This window comes from Dyadobacter sp. BE31 (assembly GCF_031457695.1).
GTDB lineage: Bacteria > Bacteroidota > Bacteroidia > Cytophagales > Spirosomataceae > Dyadobacter.
In genome coordinates, this window is the sequence record NZ_JAVDXA010000002.1 from 1,117,736 (window position 1) to 1,143,847 (window position 26,112).

The following is a 26,112-nucleotide window of genomic DNA, read 5'->3' on the forward strand; positions in this document are numbered from 1 at the left end:
TTCTACAATTGCCGGTCGAGTGAGCCTAGCTTTGCGACGGAAAGACGCCGAATAATGAAATGATGAAACTCACACACAGGAAAGGCTGTGTATTCTCGTGCGGTTGGCTGCCGCCGGAAGGACTCAGAGCGGTTTTCATCGGCTCGGAAGGGGCATCAGCAAGGAAAACAAATGTTGAGCTGGATACCCCGAGTACCGTATCTTTCGGGCTCGGTGAGTTGGCAATGTCATTGTTTGCAACAATCAGGTGATTGTGGGAAGGAATCTGCTGGGTGCTCAGGGTAACACTTTCAACCCCCGCCTTCTCGCCGATCTGATAGGTCGTTCCGAATTTCCCGGTACCCGAGTGCAGGGGAAGCCGCCCACGCAGATCGGGCAGATTGAAAGTTTCTTGGCCGTCGCCACCATAAGTAGTACCGATCAGCGTGAAGAGCGCGTCATTTTCAGATATAGGAAGCGTTTGGCCGTCACAGAAAGCCCATCCGACAGGAGCGAAGTTCCCGGCGAACATTCTGATTTCTCCAATATATGGTTGTCCCATTTATTTCAAAAGTTTTGGGTTGATACAAAAATTGACCTGGTACTTAATTTCTGCTTGGAAAAATTCCCTGTAATGCAATGATGAAAATGAGTGCCAGGTACGGTTGTATATTCGTATGCGGCTGGCTGCCTCCTACATTCGATACGGTGGCCGGGTTCAGAGTCACCGGAGTACTCACGTTGTTGGAGTAAAGGTTGTTGGGCGCCGAATTGGAAAGGTAGTTACCAATCGGGTTGTTGTTGTTGCCGCTGTTGTTGTCGATAGCAGTCAGAAAATGGGTGTGCGCCGGCAATTGCTGCGTGTTAATTGTTACGGCCTCGGCTCCTGCGGCTTCGCCGAGGGTATGGCCGTTGCCCATGTGAATGGGTACTCTGCCGCGAAAGTCCGGCAGCGCAAAGGTGGTTTGTCCGTTCCCCCCGTAAGTAGTGCCGAGCAACGAGAACAGCGCCTGATTTTGATTGATAGGGAGAAATTGCCCATTGGCAAGCGCCCAGCCTTTCGGCGCGAAATTGAAACTCACCATCCGGATCTCAGATAGAAATGGTTCAGCCATAGAATGAAATGGGTTAAAGAATGGATAATGTAAATATTGACGTTTCACTGCCGGTTACCGGCAGTATCGATGAAGTGCAGTCGAAATGAGTGTTGATGAGCAGTATTGACCGGTTTGTACCTGTCCTGATTAGGAGGATACCCGGAAAACGGCAATGTCAACAGCGGAAGATGTAGAAGTTATTTTCATAGGGAGGTGCGTTTGGTTCAGGTTATGTAAAAATAGTACTTCAATATTAGTGATATATCGCCATTTCGAGGAAATAAATTACTAAACGGTAATAATTATTCTACGTATAATGATATAAAAAGCCGGTAACTAGTTGCATTAAAATATTGAATATGAGGTTCTTGAAATTACCCTCCGGTCGAAAAAAAAATCGAACGGCTTAATTCCCTAAAATGGATTTCGATGAAAATAAGAGCCTCACTTATTTGTTAGATTATTCACGCTCTGAATGTTAAGAATCGACAGGTCTCAGCTTTATGGATTGACGATACGTAGTTAATCCGGTACCCATGAAACCAAACAAGCTCCTGATTCTGGCAGTGCTCTGCTGCTCGCTCGCGGGTGTACGCGCGCAACACTATACGATAAGTGGAAACAAACGGTTTTTACTCAGAGAAGGTAAGCCTTTTTTCTGGCTTGGCGACACTGCCTGGGAGCTTTTTCACCGGCTCGACCGCTCCGACGCCGATTATTACCTCCAAAAACGTGCTGAGCAGGGCTTTACCGTCATTCAAGCAGTGGCTTTGGCTGAATTCGATGGGCTGGGCGAGCCGAATCCTTATGGTGAAAAACCGCTGGTCAACAACGATCCCACGCAGCCGAACGAGAACTACTTCAAGCACGTCGATTACATTATCGACAAAGCGGCGAGCTATGGCTTAACCATCGCTTTTTTGCCGACCTGGGGCGATAAAGTGTTTAAAAATACCTGGGGTAAGGGGCCGGAGATTTTTAATGAAAACAATGCAAAAACCTATGGAAAATGGCTCGGTAACCGCTACAAGGCCAAGCCAAATGTGATATGGGTGCTCGGCGGTGACCGGCAGCCCCGCAAAGACAGCCGCGACGTGGAAATCTGGCGAGCCATGGCTGCCGGCATTGCCGAAGGAGTGGGAGGGCACGACAAGGCTTTGATGACCTATCACCCTCAGCCGAACAAGGAAGGTTCCAGCGAGTGGTTCCACGACGACGAGTGGTTCGATTTCAACATGTTCCAGACCGGCCACTGCCGGGATTCGCCGGTTTACGACAACATTCAGCGCTCTTACAACCGCACGGTCGTGAAGCCGGTTATTGATGCGGAGCCCATTTACGAGGATCACCCGGTGTGTTTTAATGCAAGGGAAAATGGCACGTCAAGCGCATACGACGTTCGGAAATCGGCTTACCTCGATCTCTTCGCGGGCGCTTTCGGGCATACGTACGGATGTCACGACATATGGCAGATGTATTCGCCCAACCGCGAGGCGGTGAATGGTCCGCATATTTTCTGGCAGCAGGCCCTCGACCTGCCGGGCGCCTTGGAAATGAAGTATGTACGGAGGCTGATGGAGTCCCGTCCGATCACGGACCGCGTTCCCGACCAGTCGATCGTGATTGAAAACGCCTTGCCCGCGCCCGAGCGTGTGCAGGCGACGCGTGGGAAAGATTACCTGTTTGTATATACGGCGTCCGGAAAACCCTTCTCGGTGAACCCCGGCAAAATATCCGGCACGAACCTGGAAGCATTCTGGTACGACCCGAGGAATGGCAAAGTGCGGGACGCCGGCAAGTTTGATAATAAGACGGTCAATAAATTCATCCCGCCTACATCCGGCTACGGGCACGACTGGGTGCTGGTGATAGACGATGCGGCGCAGGGGTACAAGAAGCCCTGACGGTATTTCACGTGATGGTGAATGGTCGCATTGGAGTAAGTCGGGTTAAAATTTTACTTAATAAAGAAATTCGATCATTCACAGCATTCATTTTGTACACTGGCTGACCGATGGAGCAGGACCTCGAACGTTGGAAGAAATTCAAAGACGGCGATGCAGCCGTTTTTGAAGCCATGATCCGGGGAGAGTTTCGTGCGCTGTTTGAATATGGCTCGCGTTTCATCCACGACCGCGATACGCTGAATGATTGCATCCACGATCTTTTTGCCTCGCTTTGGGACCGCCGCCGTTTCCTGGCCGATACCGACAAAATCCGGCCTTACCTGCTGAAAAGCCTTCGGAACCGGCTGCTTAAAGAGATTGAGCGGACGCATGCCCTTACCCCGTTTGAAAGTTGGCACGAAGGCCGCCACGCGGAGGAAGACATCGAAAGCCGCCTGATTTCGACCGAAACCGACGAACGCCGCAAGCAGCAAATCGGGACGGTGCTGCATTCGCTGACACCCCGCCAGCGTGAAATCATCCACCTCAAATTCTTCGAAAGCCTCTCACACGAGCAGATCGCCGAGGTGCTCGATATTTCGCGACCTGCCGTGGCGAACCTGCTTTCGCAAGCATTACGGCTTTTCCGGGACAAATGGCACACCATTTTGCCTTCTTTTTTAGCTATTTTATTGTATTGATTATTAGTTAGTTAATAGTTCATCGAAAGTTTTTTTCACTTTTTTCGGTGATGATTTCCGCATTTGCCGATTATCCTCCCTGTAAACACACCAAATGGTGTTTTGTTATGAAATATTATAAAGATTACGATCTGGAAGACTTCCTGCAAGACGACAGTTTCCGCCGGTGGGTAGTTGGTGAAGCCGACGCAACGGAGGGGCTTTGGGACGAGATCGTACGCCTCTATCCCGATAAAAAAGTGATTATGCAGCAAGCCCGGGAACTGATCACGACCTGGCGCGCACATGCCGCCATTGTGACCGACCAGCAGCTCGAAGACCAGGTACAGCGCATCCTGCATACGACACAAGCGGGCGCCGAAGAGCCGGTGCAAAGCGTACTATGGCGAAAATGGCTTTCCGTCGCTGCGGTGGTAACGCTGGTAGCGGGCCTGGGCGCTGCTTTTTGGTGGAAAACTGAGCAAACAGAAAGTAGAGAGGGCCGCCGGATGGCCTACGTGCCGGGGTCGTCGAAGGAGTTGCAGGAGGTGGTCAACAGGACAGGCAAGGCAATGCGGGTCGGGTTGCCGGACGGCAGTCAAGTGAGCCTCGCACCCGCGGGCAGGATCAGCTACGCGGCCGATTTTATCCATGACAAAAAGAGAGAGGTCTTCCTGTCCGGCCAGGCATTTTTCGATGTGACGAAGGACCCGCAGAACCCGTTTTTTGTATATGCCAATGGGTTGGTAACGAGGGTGCTGGGGACCAGTTTTTTGGTTAAAACCACCGATACGAACGTAGAAGTGCTGGTAAGGAGCGGGAGGGTATCGGTTTTGCCTTTGAAAGACATTGACAATCCCACCGACCGCAGTACCGAACTGCTTCTGACGCCCAACCAGCAAGCGATATTTTCGGTGAAGGACAATGTGGTTTCCAAATCCATCACCAATATGCCGCTCGAACTCATCAAGCCCGATTCCGAAGCCGGGTTCGTGTTTGAAAATCAGCCCGTCAGCAAGGTATTCTCTGCCTTGGAGAAAGTGTACGGCATCCCGATCGTGTATGACGCGACGGTGATGGAGAAGTGTTCGCTACGTGTGGAGCTGAGTAATGAGCCTTTTTTCACCAAACTCGACATCATCACGCAAACCCTCGGAGCGGCCTACCGCGTGAGCGACGGCCAGGTTGTTATTTCGAGCGAAGGTTGCAGATAGCATTCAATTTTACCTACCTACTCATCCTAAACCCTTAACATATGATTGAACACCGATTGTAGAAAGCAAAAAGCCGGGAACGGGTCCAGCGTTTCCGGCTTTGAAAATTCCCCGGATTTTAAGCGAAACTTAAATCTCCCAAAATGGGAGAGAGGAAGGTCTTTGTCGTTTGTGAACACCCAAAAACCATCGTAAAAGTATGAAAAAAAATAGTTTACCATTTAAATATTTGGTAGCTGCGATGAAAGTTACATGCATACCATTTCTGGTGTCCCTCTTCTTTCAGAGCCTGGCCCTTGCCAACGACGGCGTGGCGCAGGAAATCCTGAACCGGGAGGTCACGCTTCAAGTCAGGCAGCAAGACCTCAAACAGGTGCTGACGACGCTTGAAAAGAATGCCAAAGTCAAGTTTTCATACATTCCGTCCCTGATTTCAAACCAGAAAGTGACCGTAGAAGCTTCTAACCAGAAGCTCAGCAAGGTGTTGAAGGAGCTGTTGGCGCCATTGCAAATCCATTATTCGGTGTCGGGTAACTACATTATCCTGGTCCGCAAACCCGATGAGTCGTTTTCCAATTCCCCGAAGCTGCTCGAACCTGTACCGTTGCCGTACCTGCACCAGGTGGATATCGGCGTGAAAGGCAAGGTTACCGGCTCTGACAACAAGGAAGCGCTGCCCGGCGTGAGCGTGGTGGTGAAAGGTACGCAGCAGGGGGCCATCACCGGTGGTGACGGGAGCTTCGAACTCGTCGTACCTGATGATAAGGCGGTGCTGGTATTTAGTTTTGTCGGCTATGTGTCGCAGGAAATCCCGGTCGTGAACCGCTCGGTGATCAACGTCGCGCTCGATCCGGACATTAAAGCATTGAGCGAGGTCGTGGTGACGGGTTACACCACGCAGTCGCGTAGGGACATTACCGGCTCGGTGAGCGTGATCGATGCCGAAAAGCTGCTTTCGGTGCCGGCTACCAACCTCGCGCAGCAGTTGCAAGGGCGTGCCGCGGGCGTGACCGTGGGCACGGATAATACGCCGGGCGGGGGTGTGGCCGTACGTGTGCGCGGGTATGGGACGCTTGGGAACAATGATCCGCTTTACATTATCGACGGCGTGCCTACGAAAGGGAACCTCAATACGATCAATCAGAATGATATTGAGTCGATACAGATATTAAAGGATGCATCGTCGGCCTCGATTTATGGCTCACGTGCAGCGAACGGCGTGGTGATCATTACCACCAAAAGGGGCAAATCCGGCGTGCCCAAGTTGACTTTCGATGCCTATTTCGGGGTGCAAAAGCTGGCCAAAACGATGGATCTGCTCAATACGAAGGAATACGGAGAATACCTTTGGCAGAGCAAGAAGAATGCGAATGTGGTGAACCCCAAGACAGGTAACCCCGAGCATTCCCAATACGGTAACGGACCCACGCCGGTTATCCCGGATTACATCATTCCCGACGGTGCTTCCGAAGGCGATCCGCGGGTGAATCCGGCCAATTACAGCTACGACCGCTATACCGACCCGCAGTTTGGCAAAACCAAATTCTCCATTACGAAAGCCAACAAACAGGGTACCGACTGGATGCGTGAGGTTTTCGACGACGCGCCTATTCAGAATTACCAGCTGGGCGTTTCGGGTGGGTCGGAGGTGAGCCGGTATTCGTTTTCGGCTAATTACTTCAACCAGACGGGTATTTTGCTTTACAATGGCTACAAACGCTACTCGGTGCGGGCGAATACCGAGTTTACCATTAAAAAGAAACTGCGGATAGGGGAGAATTTGCAGGTTGCCTACGGAAGGCGCCAGGGTAACTACGGCAACAACAGCGAAACGAGCCAGGTTTCGAATACCTACCGCGCGCAGCCGATCATCCCGGTGTACGATATCGGCGGCAATTTCGCAGGTACGCTCGGCAGTAACCTCGGAAATGCGAATAACCCCGTGGGCCAGCTCGTGCGCAACAAGGATAATGGTTATAAAGACCTTCGGCTGTTCGGCAATGCGTATGCGGAGTTGGATATTCTGAAAAACCTGACGGCTAAAACCAGTTTCGGATTGGACCTGACCGCATCCGCCGGGAAGTATTACACGCCGGTTGAAATCGAACTGGCGCACGGCACTAATGTGAACAGCCTGAGCGAAAACCGGGGCTACGGCTACTCCTGGACGTGGACCAACACCCTAACTTATGATAAAACATTCGGAGAGGCGCACCATTTGAATGCGTTCGTCGGGCTGGAATCTATTGATTCTTTCGGCGATTTTGTGAACGCTTATCGCCAGGGCTTTTTCTCCAACAATATCGATTTGCGGTACATCGACGCCGGTAACCCGGCTACGGCCACCAACAGCGGCTATGCGTCGTCGTCCTGGTCGTTGTTCTCGTATTTCGGACGCGTAGATTACGCATTCGACGACAAATACCTGCTCCAAGCCACCTTGCGCCGCGATGCTTCCTCGCGCTTCCAGGCAGCGTCGCGCTACGCCACATTTCCGGCTGCGAGCGTGGGCTGGCGCATTTCGAAGGAAAGCTTTATGTCGGGTGTCGATTTTGTGAGTGATTTGAAGGTCCGCGCGGGCTGGGGGCAGACGGGTAATCAGGAAATCGGGGATTTTAATGCTTATTCCACTTATCAGAGCAATCCGAACAGCAGCGGGTACGGGCTCGGCAGCAGTCCGATCGGCTATATGCAGGGTTTTGACCTCGGCCGTTTCGGGAATCCGAATGCCAAATGGGAGACTACCACGACGGTCAATGTGGGTGTCGACGCCAATTTGTTCAAAGGCAAATTTGACCTGAGCCTCGATGTTTTCGACCGGCAAACGAAGGATTTGTTGTACACCAAAGCCTACGATCCGCGCCTGGGCGATGCCGCCATTCCTGCCCAGAACATCGCTTCCATGCAGAACCGGGGCGTAGACCTCGCCCTGAACTACCAGGACCACGCATTGGACGGACAGCTTACTTACAGCATTGGGGTCAATTTCTCGACTTACCGTAACAAAATCATCGCGCTCGACCCGCAAAACCCTGACGACTTCCTGCCCGGCTTCTCGCTGCGTACCCCCGCGGTAACGCGCTCCATTGCCGGCCGGCCGATCTCCTCTTTCTATGGTTATATTATTGACGGTATCATGCAGAATGAGGAAGAAGTACAAAATCACGCCAGGTTCCCGGGGTACTATGATTCCAATATTTACATCGACGGCAAGCGCACCCAGGGAGTGGGCAAATTCAAATACCGTGATGTGAATGGCGACGGCGTGATCAATGCGCAGGACCAGACCTACATCGGTAATCCGCACCCTGATTTTACCTATGGTCTCAATGTGAATGTGGGTTACAAGGGCTTTGACCTCGCCATTTTCGCGCAGGGCGTGCAGGGGAATGACATTTTCAACCATGTGCGCTACTGGACCGACTTCGAAGTTTTTCAGGGTAACCGTTCCAAAAGAATGCTCTACGACTCATGGCGGCCTGATAATCCTGATGCCAAACTCCCTATCCTCGATGCGAACGACGCCCAGAGCGGCGAGCCTTCGACCTATTTTGTGGAGAACGGTTCTTACCTGCGATTCAAGAATATTCAGCTTGGATACACCTTGCCGAAATCGGTTTTGTCCAAAATCGGAGCCGACCACCTGCGGGTTTATATCCAGGGACAAAACCTGCTGACTTTCACGAAATACACCGGCTTAGATCCCGAAATCAATCTCCGCAACTTCAACAGCGGTTCCGATCGCCAGATCGGCGTGGACGAAGGCGTTTATCCGACGCCCAAGGCATTCATTGTAGGTATCAGTCTCGGCTTTTAAAATCAATACCATGAAAAAGATATTCATACCGGTGCTCCTGCTGTTCGCGACCTCATGCGGCGACGATTTTCTCGAAAAAAGGCCTCAAGGGCAATATAGTCCTGATATTATCCTCACCACGGCGGGCATCGAGGGCGCTCTCGTGGGGGCATACGCGCTGCTCGACGGCATTGGTACCAGCGGCGTTACCTCCTGGCACGGTGCGGTTTCCAACTGGATTTTCGGTAGCGTCGTTTCCGATGATGCCTACAAAGGTTCCGACGCCGGCGACCAGCCCGAACAGACGTTCCTCGAACGCTACGTATGGCTTTCGACCAATACCCACATTTATGGTAAATGGCGCACGCTGTACGACGGCATCGCGCGCACGAACGATGTTTTGAGATCGCTGCCGAAGGTACAGGGCCTTTCCGACCAGCGGAAAACGCAGATTACGGCCGAAGCCCGGTTTCTGCGGGGGCATTATCATTTCGAGGCCAAGAAAATGTGGGGCAACATTTCCTATCTCGACGAGCAGACCTGGGATCCCGAAAACCCGGAAAGCGTGCTGCTGCCCAATACCGAAGACGCCTGGCCGAAGATCGAAGCGGATTTCAAATTCGCGGCTGAAAACCTGCCGGTATCGCAAGCCGATCCCGGACGGCCGACCAAAAATGCGGCCTATGCTTACCTCGGTAAATGCCATATGTTTCAGGGATTTCCGAAAGGCCAGCCGAATGTGCAACATCTTACAGCGGCAAAAGAAGCATTGCTGCAAGTGGTGAACAGCGGAAAGTACAAGCTGATGGAACGTTTTCATGACAATTTCGCGGCCGAGACCCGGAATAATGCCGAATCGGTTTTTGAGGTACAATATACCGTGACGGCGGCCGACGGCTCGGGTGGGAATGCGGGCGACGAGCTTACTTATATGTACCCGAACGGCCCCGGCGGTTGCTGCGGCTTTTTCCAGGCATCCCAAAACCTGGTGAATGCCTACAAAACAGACGAAAAGGGTTTGCCGATGATCAAGACGTTCAACGAAGAGAATGTCAAGAATGACGAAGGGCTGCTTTCTTCGGCACCGTTTGAGCCTTACACCGGCCGCCTCGATTCCCGCGTGGACTGGACACTCGGCCGCAGGGGCATTCCGTACATCGATTGGGGCCTACATCCGGGCCGGTTCTGGATTCGGGACCAATCGTATGCAGGGCCGTATTCCTCCAAAAAGCAGATCGTGAGCAAGGCCGAGTCCGGGAAAACGGGCAACCCGCGCCTCAGTACCAACAACTACCGGCTGATCCGTTACGATCACGTGCTCCTTTGGCTGGCCGAATGCGAAGTGGAGTTGGGCAACCTGGAAAAAGCACGCGAATACGTAAACATGATTCGTAAACGCGCTGCCAATCCGGATGGTTTTGTGAAAACGGACGCTGGTAAAGCAGCTGCTAATTACGAGGTAGGACTTTACAGTGAGCCCTGGAAAGATGCCGCTGCCGCCCGCGACGCGGTACGGTTCGAGACGCGACTCGAATTCGCGATGGAGGGGCATAGATTCTTCGACCTCGTCCGATGGGGAATAGCCGTCCAGGTATTGAATACTTATCTCGAAAAGGAAAAAAATCTCCGCACCTATCTCAGCGGCGCCAAATTCGAAGAACGGCACCAATACTATCCCATCCCCCAGCAAGCCATTGTATATAGCACCAAAAATGGCAAAGCCACATTAACACAAAATCCTGGCTATTAACACAATATAATCCTTCTGCCGTCGACTTAAGTCGACGGCAAATGATTAAATTAGGATTAAGGGAATGGAGAATTGGATGGCTGAGTGCTTTGTTGATTGTTATCTGTTGTAGCTGCCCGCTGGTAATAATGTTTAAGAAAATGTCGAATTCCTGGTTTAAATATTGCGTGCTGGTTCCCGCCGCCGGATTCTTTTTAATGTCTTGTGACAAAAAGGTTGATCTGCCGGACGACGTGGCCGCTGAAATGAATACGTTGGTGGCACCCGTCGACTATACTTACGACGTAAAGCCGATCCTGTCGGACCGCTGTTTTGCCTGTCACGGGCCCGACGCCAATCACCAGAAGGCCAATTTGCGCCTGGATGTGGCCGAAGTGGCTTATAAAAAAGAGGCGGAGAGCGGTTTGAAGGCGATTAAACCCGGTAAGCCGGGCAGCAGCGAGCTCGTGCACCGGATCTTGTCCGCAGACCCCGACATGGTTATGCCTACGCCCGAATCGCATTTGTCGCTTACGGCGCGGGAGAAGGCCATTTTGATCCGCTGGGTGGAAGAAGGAGCGGAGTACAAGCCGCATTGGGCATTCACCAAAGTGGAGAAGCCCGCATTGCCGAAGGTGAAAAATGAGGCGTGGGTGCGCAACGATATCGACCGATTTATCCTTAAAAAACTGGAAGACAAGAATATTAAACCTTCGCCGGAAGCGGGCAGAACTACATTGCTGCGCCGCGTTTCACTTGACCTGACCGGCCTGCCGCCGACGCCCGAGGAGGTTACCGCATTTTTGAACGACAAATCCCCGAATGCCTACGAAAAGGCCGTCGACCGGTTGCTGGCCTCGCCGCATTATGGCGAACATATGGCCGTACCCTGGCTCGATGCTGCACGTTATGCGGACACGCACGGGTATCAGGACGATGGCTTGCGCACCGCCTGGCCGTTCCGGGATTGGGTGATCAATTCATTTAACAGAAACCAGCCTTACGACCAGTTTGTAACCTGGCAGCTGGCAGGGGATATGCTGCCGAATCCGACACGCGACATGATGGTCGCCACGGCGTTCAACCGGATGCACCAGCAGAGCCAGGAAGGCGGTATTATACCCGAAGAATACCGCAGTGCCTACGTTTCCGATCGCGTGGATACGTTTGGCAAGACATTCCTGGGCCTGACCGTGGAGTGCGCGCGCTGCCACGACCACAAGTATGACCCCATCAGCCACAAGGACTACTATTCGTTGTATGCGTTTTTTAATAATAATGATGAAAACGGCCAGATCCCATACAACGGCGAAGCGAGCCCGGCCATTACCCTGCCGACGCCGGAGGCTGATGCGAAATTGAAATACATTCATGCCAATCTTGCCAAAGAGCGGTCGGCAATGACGGCCAATGCGGCTGTGTATGAGCTTGGCTTTCAACAATGGCTCACCGGCGCCCGCACCGCGCCCGAGAAAGCATTACTTCCGGAAAAAACGGATCTGATAGGCCATTTTACATTCGATGAACCTAAGGGTAAGGAGTTTGCCAACCTTGCAGATCCAAAGCATAAGGCCAATGCGGAAGGCGACGACAGCCTCTCGAATGTGGCTTCGCGCGATGGACGCATCGGCAAGGCCCGGTATATTTTCGGGGAAAACGCCGTGAGTTTCGGGGACAACTTCGCATTCTTCGAGCGGAACCAGCCATTCAGCATCAGTATTTGGCTTAATCTGCACGATCCTGCGGTGAGTGGTTCGCTAGTTCATAAATCCAATGGGGTGATGAATGGATATCGCGGCTGGAATGTGTTCAGGGAAAAAGATGGCCGGATTCGCTTGACGATCAGCCATGTGTGGCCGGAAAATGCGATTGAAATACAGACGGTTGACAAATTTCCGATGAACAAATGGACCCAGCTGGGCTTTACCTACGACGGATTGAGCAAGGCGGCAGGCCTGAAACTGTTCGTCAATGGCCAGCCTGTGCCGGTTACCGTGCATAATGACCACCTGACAGAGAGTATTTTGTTTGGTAAAAACAAAACGAACTGGTACGTCGACAAGCTGAATATCGGCCGGTTGTCGGATCAGCGGACGAAGAATTTCGAGGTCGATGAATTCAGGATTTACACCCGGGCCATCAGTCCGCTGGAAATGCAGGGTTTGTTTACATTAAAAAATGAGTTGCTGACTGCATTGAAAACACCGGCCGCGCAGCTGAAACCCGCGCAGCTGGCTTCCCTGAAAGAATACTACCTGACCAATATCGATGCCGGTTATAAAAAGCAGCTGGCAGCGAGCCGTGCGTGGGTCGGCGAGGAAACGGAGATCATGGACAAGCAGATCGATGTGATGGTGATGAAAGAGCGCAAATATCCGCGCAAAACCTTCATTCTCAATCGCGGTGCGTATGATGCGCCGGGCAAGCCCGTGACGTCGGATACACCGGACGCATTCTTTAAAATACCCAAAGAATACCCCAGAAACCGCCTCGGCCTGGCCAAATGGCTGCTCGACAAGGATCATCCGCTATTCACCCGAGTGACCGTTAACAGGTTCTGGATGATGTATTTCGGAAAAGGGATCGTGATTTCGAGTGATGATTATGGGAACCAGGGCGAACTACCGACGCATCCCGAGCTGCTCGATTACCTGGCGGCGCGCTTCCGTGAATCGGGCTGGAATGTGAAGGCTATCCAAAAGCTGATTGTCACTTCGGCCACTTACCGGCAATCCTCCAAAATTGAACCGAATATGAAGGACGTCGACCCGGACAACCGGCTTTACGCACGCGGGCCGAGCTACCGCATGAGCGCGGAGCAGATCCGTGATAATGCATTGGCATCGAGCGGGTTGCTTACGCGCAGGGTAGGGGGCAAGAGTGCATACCCGTACCAGCCCGCAGGCTTGTGGGAGGCGCTTGCGACACGCAACGAGGTCACTTACAAGCAGCAGCACGGCGATTCGCTTTATCGCCGGAGCCTCTACACGATCTGGAAACGGAGCTCGCCGCCGCCGATGATGCTTAACTTCGATGCCGCCGAACGGCATTTCTGCATTACCAAACGGCAGAAAACCAGTACGCCGTTGCAGGCATTGGTGGTTATGAACGACCCGCAATTCGTAGAAGCGTCGCGGGTGCTGGCGCAGCATATGCTGAAAAACGGCAAATCCATCGATGAACAGATCGACTATGCTTTCACCGCATTAACGAGCCGCCTGCCCGATCCGAAAGAGAAAGTCGTGCTGAAAGAGTTGTACGACGAGGAATTGAAGGATTTCAGCCACAATCCGAAACGGATGAAATCGATTCTGGCAGTAGGGGAATACCCGCTCGACAAAACCCTGAACCCGGCACAGCTCGCGGCAGGAACCATCGTGGCGAGTACGGTAATGAATTTTGACGAATTTTTGATCAAGCGATAACCAGCAAAGCAATGAGCCTTTACAGAGAACTTGAAAACCATGTCCACGAACAACTGAGCAGGCGCAACTTCCTCTCGAAAACGAGTTTGGGACTGGGTGCGGCAGCGATGGCATCGCTTTTGAGTGCAGACAATTCGTTGGCCAAAAAGGTAGGTGAAAAAGGCGCCGAAGCTGCCGGACTGCCGATCGGGCACCCGCATTTTCCGCCGAAAGCCAAGCGTGTTATTTACCTGTTCCAAAGTGGGGCGCCGTCGCAGCTCGAACTGTTCGACTATAAGCCCAAACTGGAAGAGATGTGGGGTAAGGACCTCCCCGAATCGGTGCGGAAAGGGCAGCGCCTGACCGGAATGACCGCCGGGCAGAGCAGTTTCCCCCTGGCCGCTTCGAAATACAAATTTCAGCGGTATGGGGATAATGATATGATGATCAGTGAGTTGATGCCGTACACATCAGGCATTGTGAACGATGTTACATTCATCCGGTCGATGTTTACCGAGGCCATTAACCACGACCCGGCTGTTACCTTTTTCCAAACCGGCAGCCAGCAGGGTGGCAGGCCTTCCTGGGGATCGTGGGTGAGCTACGGGCTGGGCTCCGATAACCAGAATATGCCCGCATTTGTGGTGCTGCTTTCCAAAGGCCGCGGCGGTGACCAGCCGTTGTATGCCAAACTGTGGAGCAATGGTTTTTTGCCATCCATTCACCAGGGCGTGGTATTCCGCTCCGGTCCGGACCCTGTTTTTTACCTCAATAACCCCGAGGGAATTGACCGCACCAGCCGCCGGCGCATGCTGAACTCGCTCGCGAAGCTGCAACAGGGCCAATTCGAGAAGCTGCTCGATCCAGAGATCAATTACCGGATGGCGCAGTACGAGATGGCCTACCGTATGCAAACGGCAGTGCCCGAAACAATGGATATTTCCAAAGAGCCCGATTACATCTTCGATATGTATGGTGAAGACTCACGCAAGCCCGGCACATTCGCGGCGAACTGCGTGCTCGCCCGGAAGCTGATCGAAAAGGATGTGAAGTTTGTGCAGCTGTACCACCAGGGCTGGGATCAGCACGGTAACCTGCCGAATGATATCAAAATCATGGCCAAGAGCGTCGACCAAGCCTCCGCTGCATTGATCAACGATTTGAAACAGCGTGGCTTACTGGACGAAACATTGGTAGTTTGGGGCGGTGAGTTCGGCCGCGGGGCCTATTCGCAGGGTAAGCTCACCCGTGACAACTACGGTCGGGATCACCATCCGCGCAGCTTCTCGATATGGATGGCCGGTGCGGGCGTGAAAAAGGGGTTCGTATATGGGCAAACCGACGACTTTGGCTATAATATCATCAAAGATCCCGTGCATGTGCATGATTTCCAGGCTACTGTGATGCATTTGATGGGCATCGATCACGAGCAGCTGATATTCAAGCACCAGGGGAGACGGTACCGCCTCACCGACGTTCACGGCAAAGTGGTGAAGCCGCTTTTAGCTTAAATATTGGTTTTCTGTAAAGTAGGCGGCGTTTTTGATGACGGTCTGTCTGCTTTGCAGTCGTAGGAAGACGCAGGCCATTTCCTGTTTTATTTTTTTACCTGATTTTATGTACATACATTTGGACAAACTAATGTACTGAACCGGAATGCCGCAAGGCAATGCATGTAAAGCGCAGACTTAACCCCGACTCTTGATTGCTTCAACTGCCGATAGCGGCCTTTGAGGCATTTTACAAAATATATGAAACCGACTTTCCTGACCCTTTCCCTTTTCTTTTATCAGTTTACTGGCTTAGCCCAAACCCGTGAAACCGGTACCAGCCCGGTTACTGCCTTTCATAACAGGTGGACACAACCAATGGTATCCACGCCGAGCACCAATAAAGTAGACGGTCCATTAATGGGCAACGGCGATGTGACTATGACGCTGGGCTACAAGGGCGACGTGGTGAGTTACTACCTTTCCAAAAACGATTTTTGGCGATTGGTGTCCCCGGAGACACTCGCGAGAAAAGACGATGTGTCGGGGCCGAGGATTGCGGGCTCTGTCAATATCCGGATCGACGGTTATCAAAATGCGGGTTTTACCGCCGATCAACAACTGACGGATGGCACAACCACCTGCCATCTCGCGGCCGGCGGAGGTAAAGTAGCGTTGAAATCATGGGTGTCGGCGGTACGCAATGCGGCCTTCATTGAAATTACTGCAACAGGCAGGCCCGCTCAGGTGACCGTCGGCCTGAATGCGCCTGAAAACCCTCAGGCGAGATTGAAGAAAGGCGGCGAGGCCGGCACGTGGTGGCTCACGAGGGCATTTGCGGATAGTGTCGATATTGCCACCGAAGTGGCTATCGGGTTGAAGGTCGTCGATCGTAGTAGTAGCACATTTACCGTGGAGCCAGACAAAAAGGTGATGATCGCTTTGGCGGTGGAGAGTCGGTTTAAGCGTAAACAGCCTCTGGAATTTGTGTTGACCCAATTGAAAAAAGCCGACAGGCATACCGCCGACATGGAAATGGCCCGACACGGGGCATGGTGGCAGATTTACTGGAAAAAGTCTTCTGTAACCATACAAGATACGGTGCTGATGAAGGCCTATTACCAGGGATTGTACACCATGGCGGCATGCAGCCGCGATCCGCGGTTTCCTCCCGGCCTTTTCGGCTGGGTAACCAGCGACGATCCGCAATGGGCAGGTGATTACCATTTGAACTATAACCATCAGGCCCCGTTTTATTCGCTTTACGCTGCCAATCGCCTGGAACAAGGGGCGCCTCATGACGCGCCGCTCATCGATTTTGTGGAAAGGGGAGAATGGTATGCGAAAAATGTGACGCATACCCGCGGGGTATTGTATCCGGTCGGGATTGGCCCGCTGGGAATTGAAGTAACGCGGAACCACCCGCGGTATCCCCGCACCGGAAATGAAGAGCAGGGCGGCCTGTTCTTCGGGCAGCGCTCCAATGCCGCATATGGCTTGCTGAATATAGCGCAATACTGGCGTTGCACGTACGATGAGCGCTACGGGAAGAAGATATATCCTTACGCCCGGGCGGTTGCCGATTTTTGGGAGGATTACCTGAAATATGAAAATGGCCGGTATGTCATTTACAACGACGCCATTCATGAGGGCTCGGGTGCCGATATGAACCCCATTCTGTCGCTGGGACTTGTCCGTAACACTTTCAGCCTGATGCTTGATTTGAGTACGGCTTTAAAATTAGATCAGGACCGGCAGGCCAAATGGAAGGATATTCTGGAAAAACTCAGCGCATTTCCCGTGCAGGAGCGAAACGGCAAAATGGTATTTCGATATTCGGAAAAAGGCGTGGACTGGTGGGTAAACAATGGTCTCGGTATCCAGCATATTTATCCTGCCAATGCCATTACGCTAGATAGCGGAGATGAACTGCTGGCATTGTCGCGTAATACCATCGACGAGATGAAGCGGTTTCAGGATGCCAACACCAGCAGCAGCTTTTTCATGGCGGCCATCCGCGTCGGCTACACGCCACGAATCGTTTTTGACGAACTCCGAAAATATGCTTTGCATACCTACGGGAATGGTTTTCAACTGAACAACCCGCATGGAATTGAAAACAGCTGCACAGTGGCCAATGCACTGAACGAAATGCTGTGCATGAGTGCGGGGAATGTGATCCGGTTGTTTGGCGGGCTTCCCGACGGGCAGAATGCCGAATTCAAAGACCTGCGGACCTGGGGAGCGTTTCTGATTTCTTCGCGGCGGGAGAATGGCCGTGTGGAAATGGTCCGGATCAAGAGTGAAAAGGGGAAGATTTGTACATTATTGAACCCCTGGCCAGGTAAATCGGCCCGGGTATGGCGCAATGGCAAGCGGACGGGATCAGTTTCCGGCGAACGACTTGAATTGGATACCCGCCCGGGAGAACTTATTGTTTTACAGATGGAATAGGGGATTGTAAAAACTAATCCGCACTTTCGGCAACTATCAGCCGAAAAGCCATTGAAATATTGCTTTCACTGCGGAGCCGACGTACCAGATTGAAAACAGCCAAAACATGGCGCCCATTCCTGCAAATACATATACAAAAAGGTAATTGCCTTTCAAATGGACATTGTCGGGGTCTTTCGGGTCGTAGTACAATGTCACTTCCTCGCCGATCTGGTATTCGGGCGGGTTACGCGCTTCCGAGCTGTGAAAAACATGGACGGTACCGTCCTTTTTGACATAGCGGATAGATGGTGCCAGAGGATATTCCCGGGGCTTTAAGCGGTGAAGGTCTATGACAATGCCTTTGGTTTCGATACCGTTTTCGATCAGGTTCTGGCTGTTACGGTAAATCGTAAACGAGATCACCGCAAAAACTGCGCCGATAGTAAAGAACAGTAAGATGAATAGTTCAAAACCCGGTACTCCCTTGCTAGTAGTTTCCATGTTTCTGCATTGTTAAAGCCAGCGATAGATTTCCTGCAAACTGCCCTCGAATTCCCGAGGAGGCTTGTTCATCGAATTAGCGAACGGGTAACTCCCTCTAATGGCCTTGCCGGTTTCCGCTTTAAGGTAGAGGACAAGGTCGCAATACTCTCGGCCCGGGTACAGCCGCGTTTTCAGCTCTACGGTGTGGTCGTCGATCCATTTCGCTTCGTCGCAGCTCCAAGTGGAGGGCATATCGAATACCATCTGATTATTAGAAAGCCGTATAATGACGGGTTCGGTGATCCAGTGGCTCATACGCACTTCATATGCGCCGAAGCGGACCGCGTAGGTGTTTTGAGGAGAAGGGACTTCGTCAAACATATTGGCAGCTGTTAAGACCTGAATTTAATGTACAGACTCACGACGATCATACCCAGGAACAGGAAAATCGCTCCAAAAATGACCAGCATGATCCACAATGTGCCCACGCCCGAATTACGGGAATCGTGGTAGTCGATCGCACTGCAGAATGCGGTGGCGACGGAGGTGATGCCGATCAAACCGGCAATGCCTATACGCAGCATCCACCAGCCCAACCCGCTTTGCGACCAGTACAGGGGCACAAATGAGAGAATGATCGCGCCGAAGAGCACGTACCAGGCAAGGCTTTCGAGACGGATGTTGCCGGCTTCAGTGGGAGGCTGGTTGGGCGCTACGAGCAGCAGCGCCAGGCCGTATATCAGGAGCCAGGAAAGTTCGGGACCGAGTAGAAACGTTGCAACGCGACCGGTGTTCATGATCAGAACGGCTTGTAATCCTTCACGTTCGTCTGCAAATCGGCGAGTAATGCTTTGAGTTTGGCATCCAGCTCGGCAGCCGCGGCTTTGTTTTCGCTTTTCTGGCTGAAAACTTCCAGAGGCACCGTGCGGCCGCCGTTTCCTTCCTGGTATTCCACATTGGCCAGCGATGCTCGGTATTTGCGGTTGGCGCATTCTACCGAAAGCACATAAGCGAATCTGTAAACGCCGCCCGCATTGTTTTCAGATCGGGGAATGGTGATCGTAATGTGGCCTTGCGTAACGAGGTCGCCGGTTTCCTTGTCGTCGACCAGCGTTTTATTGTCCGGGGCCGATTGGCTTACCCACAGACGGGCGCGTCTGAAAATGTCGATCAGAGAAACGCTGCCGCAGTCGACGGTTTCGGTGTAAGCGATTTTACTGTTCATAGCTGGCAGGGTGGAATGTGCGTGCGCAGAACCGATCATGCATGCGAGCACGACCATCAAAACAGACTTTGACATGACGATAAATTGGTTCGATTTTTAAAATAGTGGTGCAAAAGTGAGCATTTGGAAAGGCGCATGCAAATAAAATGAGCTACCGGTAAATCACTGGTTTTTAGTGAAAAATAAATGAAGAGGACAATGCCATCCAATAAAAAAGCGGCTCGGTGGCCGCTTCTAGTTGTCTTTGCTGTATTTGTTCCTGTACTCGATGGGCGTCAGGCCGGTCACTTTTTTGAAGACATCCCTGAATGCCTTGGTGTCGGTATAACCCACGTCGTACATAACCTCGGTCACGTTTTTGCGTGATACTTCGAAGCTCCGTTTGGCAGCTTCTACGCGTACGCGGCGTACATACTCGTTGATCGTATTGTTGGTCGCATTCTTGAAGCGTCGCTCGAAGCTGCGGCGGCTGACGCTGGCAATGTCGGCAAGCTCTACGATCGTCAGTTTCTCGGTATAGTTCTGTTCGATGTAATCCTGTGCGGCGAGGATGCCGTCGTCGTTGTGGTTTTTCTGGCCTTTGAAAATCGTGAATGCGCGCTGGTTATCGCGGTCGATGTCGATAGCGAAGTATTTGGCGGCGAGGATTGCGATGTCGCGGCTGGTGTATTTTTCGAGAATATAAATCAGCAGGTTCCAGATCGAATTGGCGCCGCCGCTCGAATAGACTTTGCCCTCGTCGGTGATAATGGTGCCATCCACGACTTCGATCTGAGGATATATTTCCTTAAACTCTTCATAATAAGCCCAGTGCGTAGAACATTTTTTGCCGTCGAGCAAGCCGGTGGCACCCAGCAAAAAGGCGCCGAGACAAAGCGATGCGATCTCCGACCCTTTTTCACGCATTTCCAGCATCCACGGAATGGCAGGCCTGTCGAGCTCGACGGACTCGCGCAAGTTGCCGCACAATGCCGGAATAACTACGAGGTCGGTTTTGTCGACTTCGCTCAGGAGTTTATTAATGCGGATCGTGTACTCGCCGTCCTGTGCTTTGATATCATGGTTCAATCCTACGAATTCGACATGGAATTTAGGCTCTTTTCCAGACGCCCTCAGGAAGTCGTTGGCCGTGTTGAAAAGCCGGTACGCGGGTGAAACCGCTTCAATGTAGGAGCACTGGGGGACATATACCGAGATATGTTTCATATCGATTTTGGATTTAGAAGACGTAAATATAGAAAAATATTCAGTTGGCATTTTTACCCCTCGGGATAGGCGTATTCACACCCCTTTTATTTTCATTTATCCCGCCAAATTTGTAATGTCAATCACCAGCAAACTAAAAATCATTTTTATCAGAACCATTCACCTTCAACAATCAAAACAATGAGCGAATTGTCAACCACACAAGGCATTACCCCGTTTCTCTGGTACAATGGACAGGCAGAAGAAGCGATGAACCTGTACACCAGCCTTTTTCCGAATTCACGGATCAAACAGCTGAAAAAATGGGGCGAAGGCAGCCATATGCCGGCCGACCAGGTGATGATGGGCGTCATCGAGATCAACGGACTGACGTTACATTTGTTCGACGCCGGACCGATGTTCAAGTTCACGGAAGCCGTTTCGTTTTTTGTTTCCTGCAAAGACCAGCAAGAAATCGACCACTACTGGAACGCGCTCACTGCCGACGGCGGTCAGGAAAGCCAATGCGGCTGGCTGAAAGACAAGTTCGGATTGTCGTGGCAGATCGTCCCCGCCATGCTGACCGAGCGGTTATCCAACGGCGATCCTAAGCGTGCGGGACAGATGTTCCAGGCAGTAATGGGCATGCAAAAGCTCGATATTGCCGAAATGGAACGTGCTTATAATCAATAAACTACAAAATGGCGATTTACCCCTTCCTTACCTTCAACGGCAATTGCAAAGAGGCCATGCGCTTTTATCAGTCGTGCTTCGGGGGCGAACTGCATTTCACGTACCTGGGCGATACGCCGGGCGGGAGGCAGTTCCCATCGGAAATCAGGCAGCTGGTGCTGCACGCGAGCCTGGTGTCGGAGCATGTCCGGCTCTTTGCGTCCGATCTCGGCGGTGAGGAAGGGGTAGCCTCGGGTAACAGCATTTCGCTGTGGATCAGCATTACGGCACCCGAGCAGCTGCAATCGGTATTCCGGAAACTGGCCATGGAAGGAGAAGTGACTGCACCGCTTTCGCCGGAGATCCTCAAAGGCCAATGGGCGACACTCACAGACCGTTACGCCGTGCAATGGATTTTTTCGGCGGGCAGCGCTTCGTGAAAAGACCATTTAGTTAATTTTGTAGTCCGGTTGGATACATAATTTTGAATGACCGAATGATTGACTGACCGAATATTCACAACTATTCGTTCATTCAACCATTCGGTCATTCGTTCGTTCAATCATTCCCCGTCCCCCGGCGCTCATTCAATCATTCAATCATTCGGTCATTCAATCATTCACTCATTACATTTCATCAAACCTCAACGCCATGAACCACCAGGAGTACATCCGCATTCGCGGTGCACGGGAAAACAATCTCAAAAATGTTTCACTCGACATTCCCAAGCGCAAAATCACCATTTTTACCGGTGTTTCCGGTTCGGGAAAATCCTCCATCGTATTCGACACCATCGGCGCCGAGGCACAGCGCCAGCTGAACGAAACATTCAGCATGTTTATCCGCAACCGGCTGCCGCGCATCAGCCAGCCGGAGGCCGACGCCATCGAAAATCTCTCCACATCCATTGTCATTGACCAGAAGCGGCTCGGAGGCAATTCGCGCTCCACGATGGGCACCATTACCGACATTTCGGCGGTTATGCGCTTGCTGTTTTCCCGGTTGGGTCAGCCGCACGCTGGTTTTTCCAATGCGTTTTCCTTCAATGACCCTGCCGGGATGTGTCCGGAATGCAATGGCTTGGGTAAAAAGGTAGAAATCGACCTTGAAAAGTTTCTCGATCCTACGAAGTCGCTCAATGAAGGAGCGATCCTTTTTCCATTGTATGCCGTCGGGACCTGGTATTGGAAAGCATATACTTTCTCCGGAATGCTTGATAACGACAAGAAATTGGAGGATTACTCCGACGAGGAAATGCATACCCTGCTGTATGGAAAGGGGACCTACGAATCCAATTACAATGGAATGACGTTCGATACAAAGTATGAAGGCCTGGTTGACAAATTCAACCGGTTGTACATTCAGAAAGATAGCAGCGAGATTTCGGAAAAGACCGTCAAAAAAGTGGAGCGGTTCCTGAAAATGGGCGATTGTCCCGCGTGCAAGGGCGCCCGTCTGAACGAAAAGGCGCTCGCGAGTCGCATTAATGGTTTGAACATTGCCGAAATGTCGGCGATGGAGGTTTCGGAACTGGTCAAAATTATCCGTGAAATCAAGGACCCGGTTTCGAAACCGATGATCGACACGCTGACCGAGCGGTTGGAGCATTTGGTCGACATTGGCCTGGGTTACCTGAGCCTCGATCGCGAAACCGGCACCTTATCCGGCGGTGAATCGCAGCGGATTAAAATGGTGAAGCATTTGAACAGCAGCCTCATCGATATCACCTATATTTTTGATGAACCCAGTATTGGCCTGCACCCCCGCGATGTGCACAGACTGAACGAGCTACTTCAAAAATTGCGTGATAAGGGCAATACCATCCTCGTCGTCGAGCACGATCCCGACGTGATCCGCGTGGCCGATTACATTGTGGATGTTGGCCCGAAAGCAGGTAGCGGCGGTGGTGAAATTGTCTACTCCGGCGACTACAAAGGGCTTCTGCAAGCCCCGACACTGACCGGCAGGTTTATCAATCGGGATTTAAAAGTTAAATCCACTTTCCGGCAGCCAACGGGTGCATTAAAAGTAAGGAATGCCAAACGCCATAACCTTAAAAATGTGTCGGTAGATATTCCCACCGGCGTTTTTACAGTCGTGACCGGCGTAGCGGGTTCGGGTAAAAGCTCGCTGATCAACGGCGTGTTCCTCTCTCAGCACCCGGAGGCGATTGTGATCGACCAGTCGGCCGTAGGGACTTCGATTCGCTCCAATCCCGCCACTTATACCGGTATTATGGACGACATTCGCAAGTTGTTTGGTAAAACCAACAAGGTGAGTGCGTCGCTGTTCAGCTTTAATTCGGACGGCGCTTGTCCCGAATGCCAGGGGCTTGGATTCATATTCACCGACCTTGCATTCCTGGAACCTGTGAAAACGGTTTGCGAAACTTGCGAAGGCAAGCGTTTCAAGCCGGAGGTGCTGGAATATAAGGTCAATGGCAAGTCGATTACCGATGTGCTCGATATGTCTGTGGAAGAGGCGCTGGCATTTTTCAAAACTAAGGAAGTCATTCATAAGCTAACCGCCATGAATCAGGTAGGGCTCAACTACCTCACGCTCGGGCAGCCGCTGAGCACATTGTCGGGCGGTGAATGCCAGCGTATCAAACTGGCCGGCGAGCTGCATAAGAATGGCACGATTTACGTCATGGATGAGCCTACTACCGGCCTTCACATGTCGGACACGGGTCATTTGCTGGAAATCATTGATCATCTGGTCGACCAGGGCAATTCCGTGATCGTGATCGAGCATAATACGGAAGTCATGAAACACGCCGACTGGATCATCGACCTCGGTCCCGAGGGCGGCCACAAAGGCGGCCAGATATTGTTCGAAGGCACCCCTGCCGATTTGCTCAAATCCAGGGAGTCGCTCACCGCGGAGTATTTGCGGGGCGGTGCAAAGGTCGGGTAAGTTGCAACGGCGATTGCTCCGTTGTTGCATCCCGACGGGATTTTGCGATGGGTATGTGCCTGATTTTCTACCAATATTACGTGCCTGACGGCACTTGGTTGTGACGAGTCGCGGCAGCGACGCAACATTGGTAGAAATCGGGCATTGCAAACTAAGTGACAAATGCCGTCAGGCATGTAACACCCGGGCAAATGCAGATTTTGGCGTGAACCGCCCCTCAAATGTCTCATTTCCCCAACCTCCCGGTTATTTACCCTGGCTAGCTTTGCGGTTACCAACAACTCAATAGCGATACCATGGAAAAGATCGAGCACATCAACTATATCAAGGCACCCATTTCAAAAATATACGAAGCATTAACAACGCAGAAAGGCCTGGGCCACGTCTGGACCATCGACCTGACGGTTCAAAATGAAGTCGGCGCCATTTCCGACTTCGGTTTCGGCGACGACGACCGCGTTTTAATGCAAATCGTCGAACTCACCGAAAACAAGCGTATTGAATGGCTCTGTACGCATTCCGATCCGGAATGGATCGGTACCAGCGTATCGCTCGAACTCTTTGAAAGGAAAAACGGCGTCACCGCCGTCGTATTAAAGCACTTCAATTGGCGCGAGCTGACCGAGTTTTACCAGTGGTGCAACTACAACTGGGCCATGTTTTTGCTCAGTTTGAAAGATTATTGCGAGAAAGGGAAAGGGTTGGCTTATCAGGAGCGGGAGTTTTAATGCAATTAGTTGATCACCAATCTATTCACTGAAATTATCATAATAGGTAAAATCCTGTGTAATCCTGCCGTTCTCAATCGTGAAAATGGTACAAATGGGCAGCGCAAATTTCGATTTATCGGGCGTAGTACCGGTTGAGATAAACTCGACGATCATGTGTTTGTCGCCCGAAGGATAGATTGTAACCACACTGTCGCGCACATCCGGGATCATTTGCTGCAACTCGCCGTATTTTTTGACGATTTGCTCGTGTGTCTGTTTCACGATGCCTTCGCCCAGCGACGGGTCCTTGAATTCAGCCGTGTCGGAGTACATAGCAGCCATTTGCTGCCAGTCGTGCTTATTGAAATAGTCGAAGTATTGTTTAACGAGGCTTTCGTTGGTCGCATTGGCTGCTACAGTTGTTCGCTGACTGGTTTCGTTGGGCTGGCAGGCAGCGAATGCCAAAAAGAAAATAGCGACTATCAAGGTGTTTTTCATAGACCAATTAGATGTAGTGACTGAATATACGAAAAATGTCCATCACGACTGGCAAATGGGATATCGTAGGATTGACAAATGGCTGCAATCCAGATGTCATTTTCGGGTATTGGGCGTCCAGCTAGTTTAAGATTTAATTTGATATTGGCGTATTCCCACGCCGTCGGCAACTTGGCCTCGAGTATTTCGCAGCTACCGATGAATGCACGATAATGGGCGAGGTTTCTTTCTGCTTTGCTCGAATTTTTTGCCCCATACATCAACTCGCCGCATACGGGAACTGGTAAAGCAATAACATCAAATACCGACAGCATTTGCAGCGTTGCTTTGTTACCATTAAGTATTTCAATCGCGATATTTGTGTCTATTGCAATGTGTTTCAGCGCCATTCATCATCAACTTTTCCGAATTCCTGGTCAATGATTTTCAGCATTTCTTCGGCTTCGTCATTCTGGATGGTGCCAGCGTATGACAATACCGCGTCTTTATTTGGTTGTTGCAGCTTATTGGATTTCAGCGATTGCAGATAATCATACAGCTGAGATTTGAGACCAGTATTTTCGGTCACTGTCGCGACATCCTGTATTATTTGTTCCTGAATAGTCATTGCTTTGAAACCTGGTTGATTAACTGCAACAACCTAACAATTCTATTATTCAAATCGTTTACCAAATTCTCCAACGGCAATCGGGAGATTATCAGCAGGATAATT

At 51.6% G+C, this 26,112-nt stretch carries 22 protein-coding genes; 12 read left to right on the forward strand and 10 right to left on the reverse strand.

Annotated features, from left to right (window positions below; all coding sequences use genetic code 11):
• Positions 1 to 25: 25 nt before the first annotated feature.
• Together J2Y43_RS13190 and J2Y43_RS13195 are read right to left on the reverse strand one after the other, a co-directional pair.
• Positions 26 to 541 (reverse strand): tail fiber protein, encoded by a 516-nt coding sequence (locus J2Y43_RS13190; RefSeq protein ID WP_309983242.1) that lies wholly within the window; start codon positions 539 to 541, stop codon positions 26 to 28.
• Positions 542 to 584: 43 nt separating this feature from the next.
• A complete protein-coding gene (locus J2Y43_RS13195) occupies positions 585 to 1,094 on the reverse strand; it encodes a tail fiber protein (protein ID WP_309983244.1) in 510 nt (169 codons plus the stop codon).
• Positions 1,095 to 1,612: 518 nt separating this feature from the next.
• Between J2Y43_RS13195 and J2Y43_RS13200 the strand changes: the two genes are divergently transcribed.
• The 8 genes from J2Y43_RS13200 to J2Y43_RS13235 all read left to right on the forward strand — a co-directional run bounded on the left by J2Y43_RS13200 (position 1,613) and on the right by J2Y43_RS13235 (position 17,729).
• Positions 1,613 to 2,980 carry a glycoside hydrolase family 140 protein gene (locus J2Y43_RS13200; protein ID WP_309983246.1) on the forward strand — a complete coding sequence of 456 codons (1,368 nt, stop codon included), beginning with the start codon at positions 1,613 to 1,615 and terminating at the stop codon, positions 2,978 to 2,980.
• Between the two features lie 110 nt (positions 2,981 to 3,090).
• Positions 3,091 to 3,663 (forward strand): sigma-70 family RNA polymerase sigma factor, encoded by a 573-nt coding sequence (locus tag J2Y43_RS13205; protein ID WP_309983250.1) that lies wholly within the window; start codon positions 3,091 to 3,093, stop codon positions 3,661 to 3,663.
• Between the two features lie 107 nt (positions 3,664 to 3,770).
• Positions 3,771 to 4,856, forward strand: a complete 1,086-nt coding sequence (locus tag J2Y43_RS13210) for a FecR domain-containing protein (protein ID WP_309983252.1) — start codon at positions 3,771 to 3,773, stop codon at positions 4,854 to 4,856.
• A gap of 241 nt (positions 4,857 to 5,097) precedes the next feature.
• Positions 5,098 to 8,673, forward strand: a complete 3,576-nt coding sequence (locus J2Y43_RS13215; protein WP_309983254.1) for a TonB-dependent receptor — start codon at positions 5,098 to 5,100, stop codon at positions 8,671 to 8,673.
• Between the two features lie 10 nt (positions 8,674 to 8,683).
• Complete coding sequence (locus J2Y43_RS13220; RefSeq protein ID WP_309983256.1) at positions 8,684 to 10,402, forward strand: RagB/SusD family nutrient uptake outer membrane protein; 1,719 nt, start codon at positions 8,684 to 8,686, stop codon at positions 10,400 to 10,402.
• 140 nt (positions 10,403 to 10,542) lie between these two features.
• The gene (locus J2Y43_RS13225) at positions 10,543 to 13,806 is read left to right on the forward strand and encodes a DUF1553 domain-containing protein (protein WP_309983258.1); all 3,264 of its coding nucleotides are present in this window, start codon (positions 10,543 to 10,545) and stop codon (positions 13,804 to 13,806) included.
• Between the two features lie 11 nt (positions 13,807 to 13,817).
• The gene (locus J2Y43_RS13230) at positions 13,818 to 15,296 is read left to right on the forward strand and encodes a DUF1501 domain-containing protein (protein ID WP_309983260.1); all 1,479 of its coding nucleotides are present in this window, start codon (positions 13,818 to 13,820) and stop codon (positions 15,294 to 15,296) included.
• A gap of 240 nt (positions 15,297 to 15,536) precedes the next feature.
• Entirely contained in the window at positions 15,537 to 17,729 is a 2,193-nt protein-coding gene (locus tag J2Y43_RS13235; protein ID WP_309983261.1) for a glycosyl hydrolase family 95 catalytic domain-containing protein, read from the forward strand.
• 36 nt (positions 17,730 to 17,765) lie between these two features.
• Here the strand turns inward: J2Y43_RS13235 and J2Y43_RS13240 are convergent, their stop codons facing one another.
• From J2Y43_RS13240 to J2Y43_RS13260, 5 genes are all read right to left on the reverse strand, one after another.
• Complete coding sequence (locus tag J2Y43_RS13240) at positions 17,766 to 18,212, reverse strand: DUF3592 domain-containing protein (RefSeq protein WP_309983263.1); 447 nt, start codon at positions 18,210 to 18,212, stop codon at positions 17,766 to 17,768.
• 12 nt (positions 18,213 to 18,224) lie between these two features.
• Positions 18,225 to 18,575, reverse strand: coding sequence for a hypothetical protein (locus J2Y43_RS13245; RefSeq protein ID WP_309983265.1), 351 nt, complete (start codon positions 18,573 to 18,575; stop codon positions 18,225 to 18,227).
• An 11-nt stretch (positions 18,576 to 18,586) separates the two neighbouring features.
• Positions 18,587 to 18,991 carry a hypothetical protein gene (locus J2Y43_RS13250; RefSeq protein ID WP_309983268.1) on the reverse strand — a complete coding sequence of 135 codons (405 nt, stop codon included), beginning with the start codon at positions 18,989 to 18,991 and terminating at the stop codon, positions 18,587 to 18,589.
• Between the two features lie 2 nt (positions 18,992 to 18,993).
• Entirely contained in the window at positions 18,994 to 19,494 is a 501-nt protein-coding gene (locus J2Y43_RS13255) for a DUF4468 domain-containing protein (protein WP_309983270.1), read from the reverse strand.
• A gap of 159 nt (positions 19,495 to 19,653) precedes the next feature.
• The gene (locus J2Y43_RS13260; RefSeq protein ID WP_309983273.1) at positions 19,654 to 20,625 is read right to left on the reverse strand and encodes a helix-turn-helix domain-containing protein; all 972 of its coding nucleotides are present in this window, start codon (positions 20,623 to 20,625) and stop codon (positions 19,654 to 19,656) included.
• Positions 20,626 to 20,805: 180 nt separating this feature from the next.
• Between J2Y43_RS13260 and J2Y43_RS13265 the strand changes: the two genes are divergently transcribed.
• The 4 genes from J2Y43_RS13265 (at position 20,806) to J2Y43_RS13280 (ending at position 24,920) form a co-directional block, all read left to right on the forward strand.
• A complete protein-coding gene (locus J2Y43_RS13265) occupies positions 20,806 to 21,297 on the forward strand; it encodes a VOC family protein (protein ID WP_309983275.1) in 492 nt (163 codons plus the stop codon).
• A gap of 8 nt (positions 21,298 to 21,305) precedes the next feature.
• The gene (locus tag J2Y43_RS13270; protein WP_309983277.1) at positions 21,306 to 21,716 is read left to right on the forward strand and encodes a VOC family protein; all 411 of its coding nucleotides are present in this window, start codon (positions 21,306 to 21,308) and stop codon (positions 21,714 to 21,716) included.
• 211 nt (positions 21,717 to 21,927) lie between these two features.
• Positions 21,928 to 24,192, forward strand: coding sequence for an excinuclease ABC subunit UvrA (locus J2Y43_RS13275; protein ID WP_309983279.1), 2,265 nt, complete (start codon positions 21,928 to 21,930; stop codon positions 24,190 to 24,192).
• Between the two features lie 296 nt (positions 24,193 to 24,488).
• Positions 24,489 to 24,920, forward strand: a complete 432-nt coding sequence (locus J2Y43_RS13280) for an SRPBCC domain-containing protein (RefSeq protein ID WP_309983282.1) — start codon at positions 24,489 to 24,491, stop codon at positions 24,918 to 24,920.
• A gap of 21 nt (positions 24,921 to 24,941) precedes the next feature.
• Here J2Y43_RS13280 and J2Y43_RS13285 read toward each other — a convergent pair whose 3' ends face one another.
• From J2Y43_RS13285 to J2Y43_RS13295, 3 genes are read right to left on the reverse strand one after another with little or no spacing between them, the layout of a single operon-like run.
• The gene (locus tag J2Y43_RS13285) at positions 24,942 to 25,400 is read right to left on the reverse strand and encodes a nuclear transport factor 2 family protein (protein ID WP_309983284.1); all 459 of its coding nucleotides are present in this window, start codon (positions 25,398 to 25,400) and stop codon (positions 24,942 to 24,944) included.
• The gene (locus J2Y43_RS13290; RefSeq protein WP_309983286.1) at positions 25,397 to 25,789 is read right to left on the reverse strand and encodes a type II toxin-antitoxin system VapC family toxin; all 393 of its coding nucleotides are present in this window, start codon (positions 25,787 to 25,789) and stop codon (positions 25,397 to 25,399) included. Before J2Y43_RS13290 ends, J2Y43_RS13285 begins: the two co-directional genes overlap by 4 nt.
• A complete protein-coding gene (locus J2Y43_RS13295; protein ID WP_309983289.1) occupies positions 25,780 to 26,007 on the reverse strand; it encodes a hypothetical protein in 228 nt (75 codons plus the stop codon). Before J2Y43_RS13295 ends, J2Y43_RS13290 begins: the two co-directional genes overlap by 10 nt.
• Positions 26,008 to 26,112 lie beyond the last annotated feature (105 nt).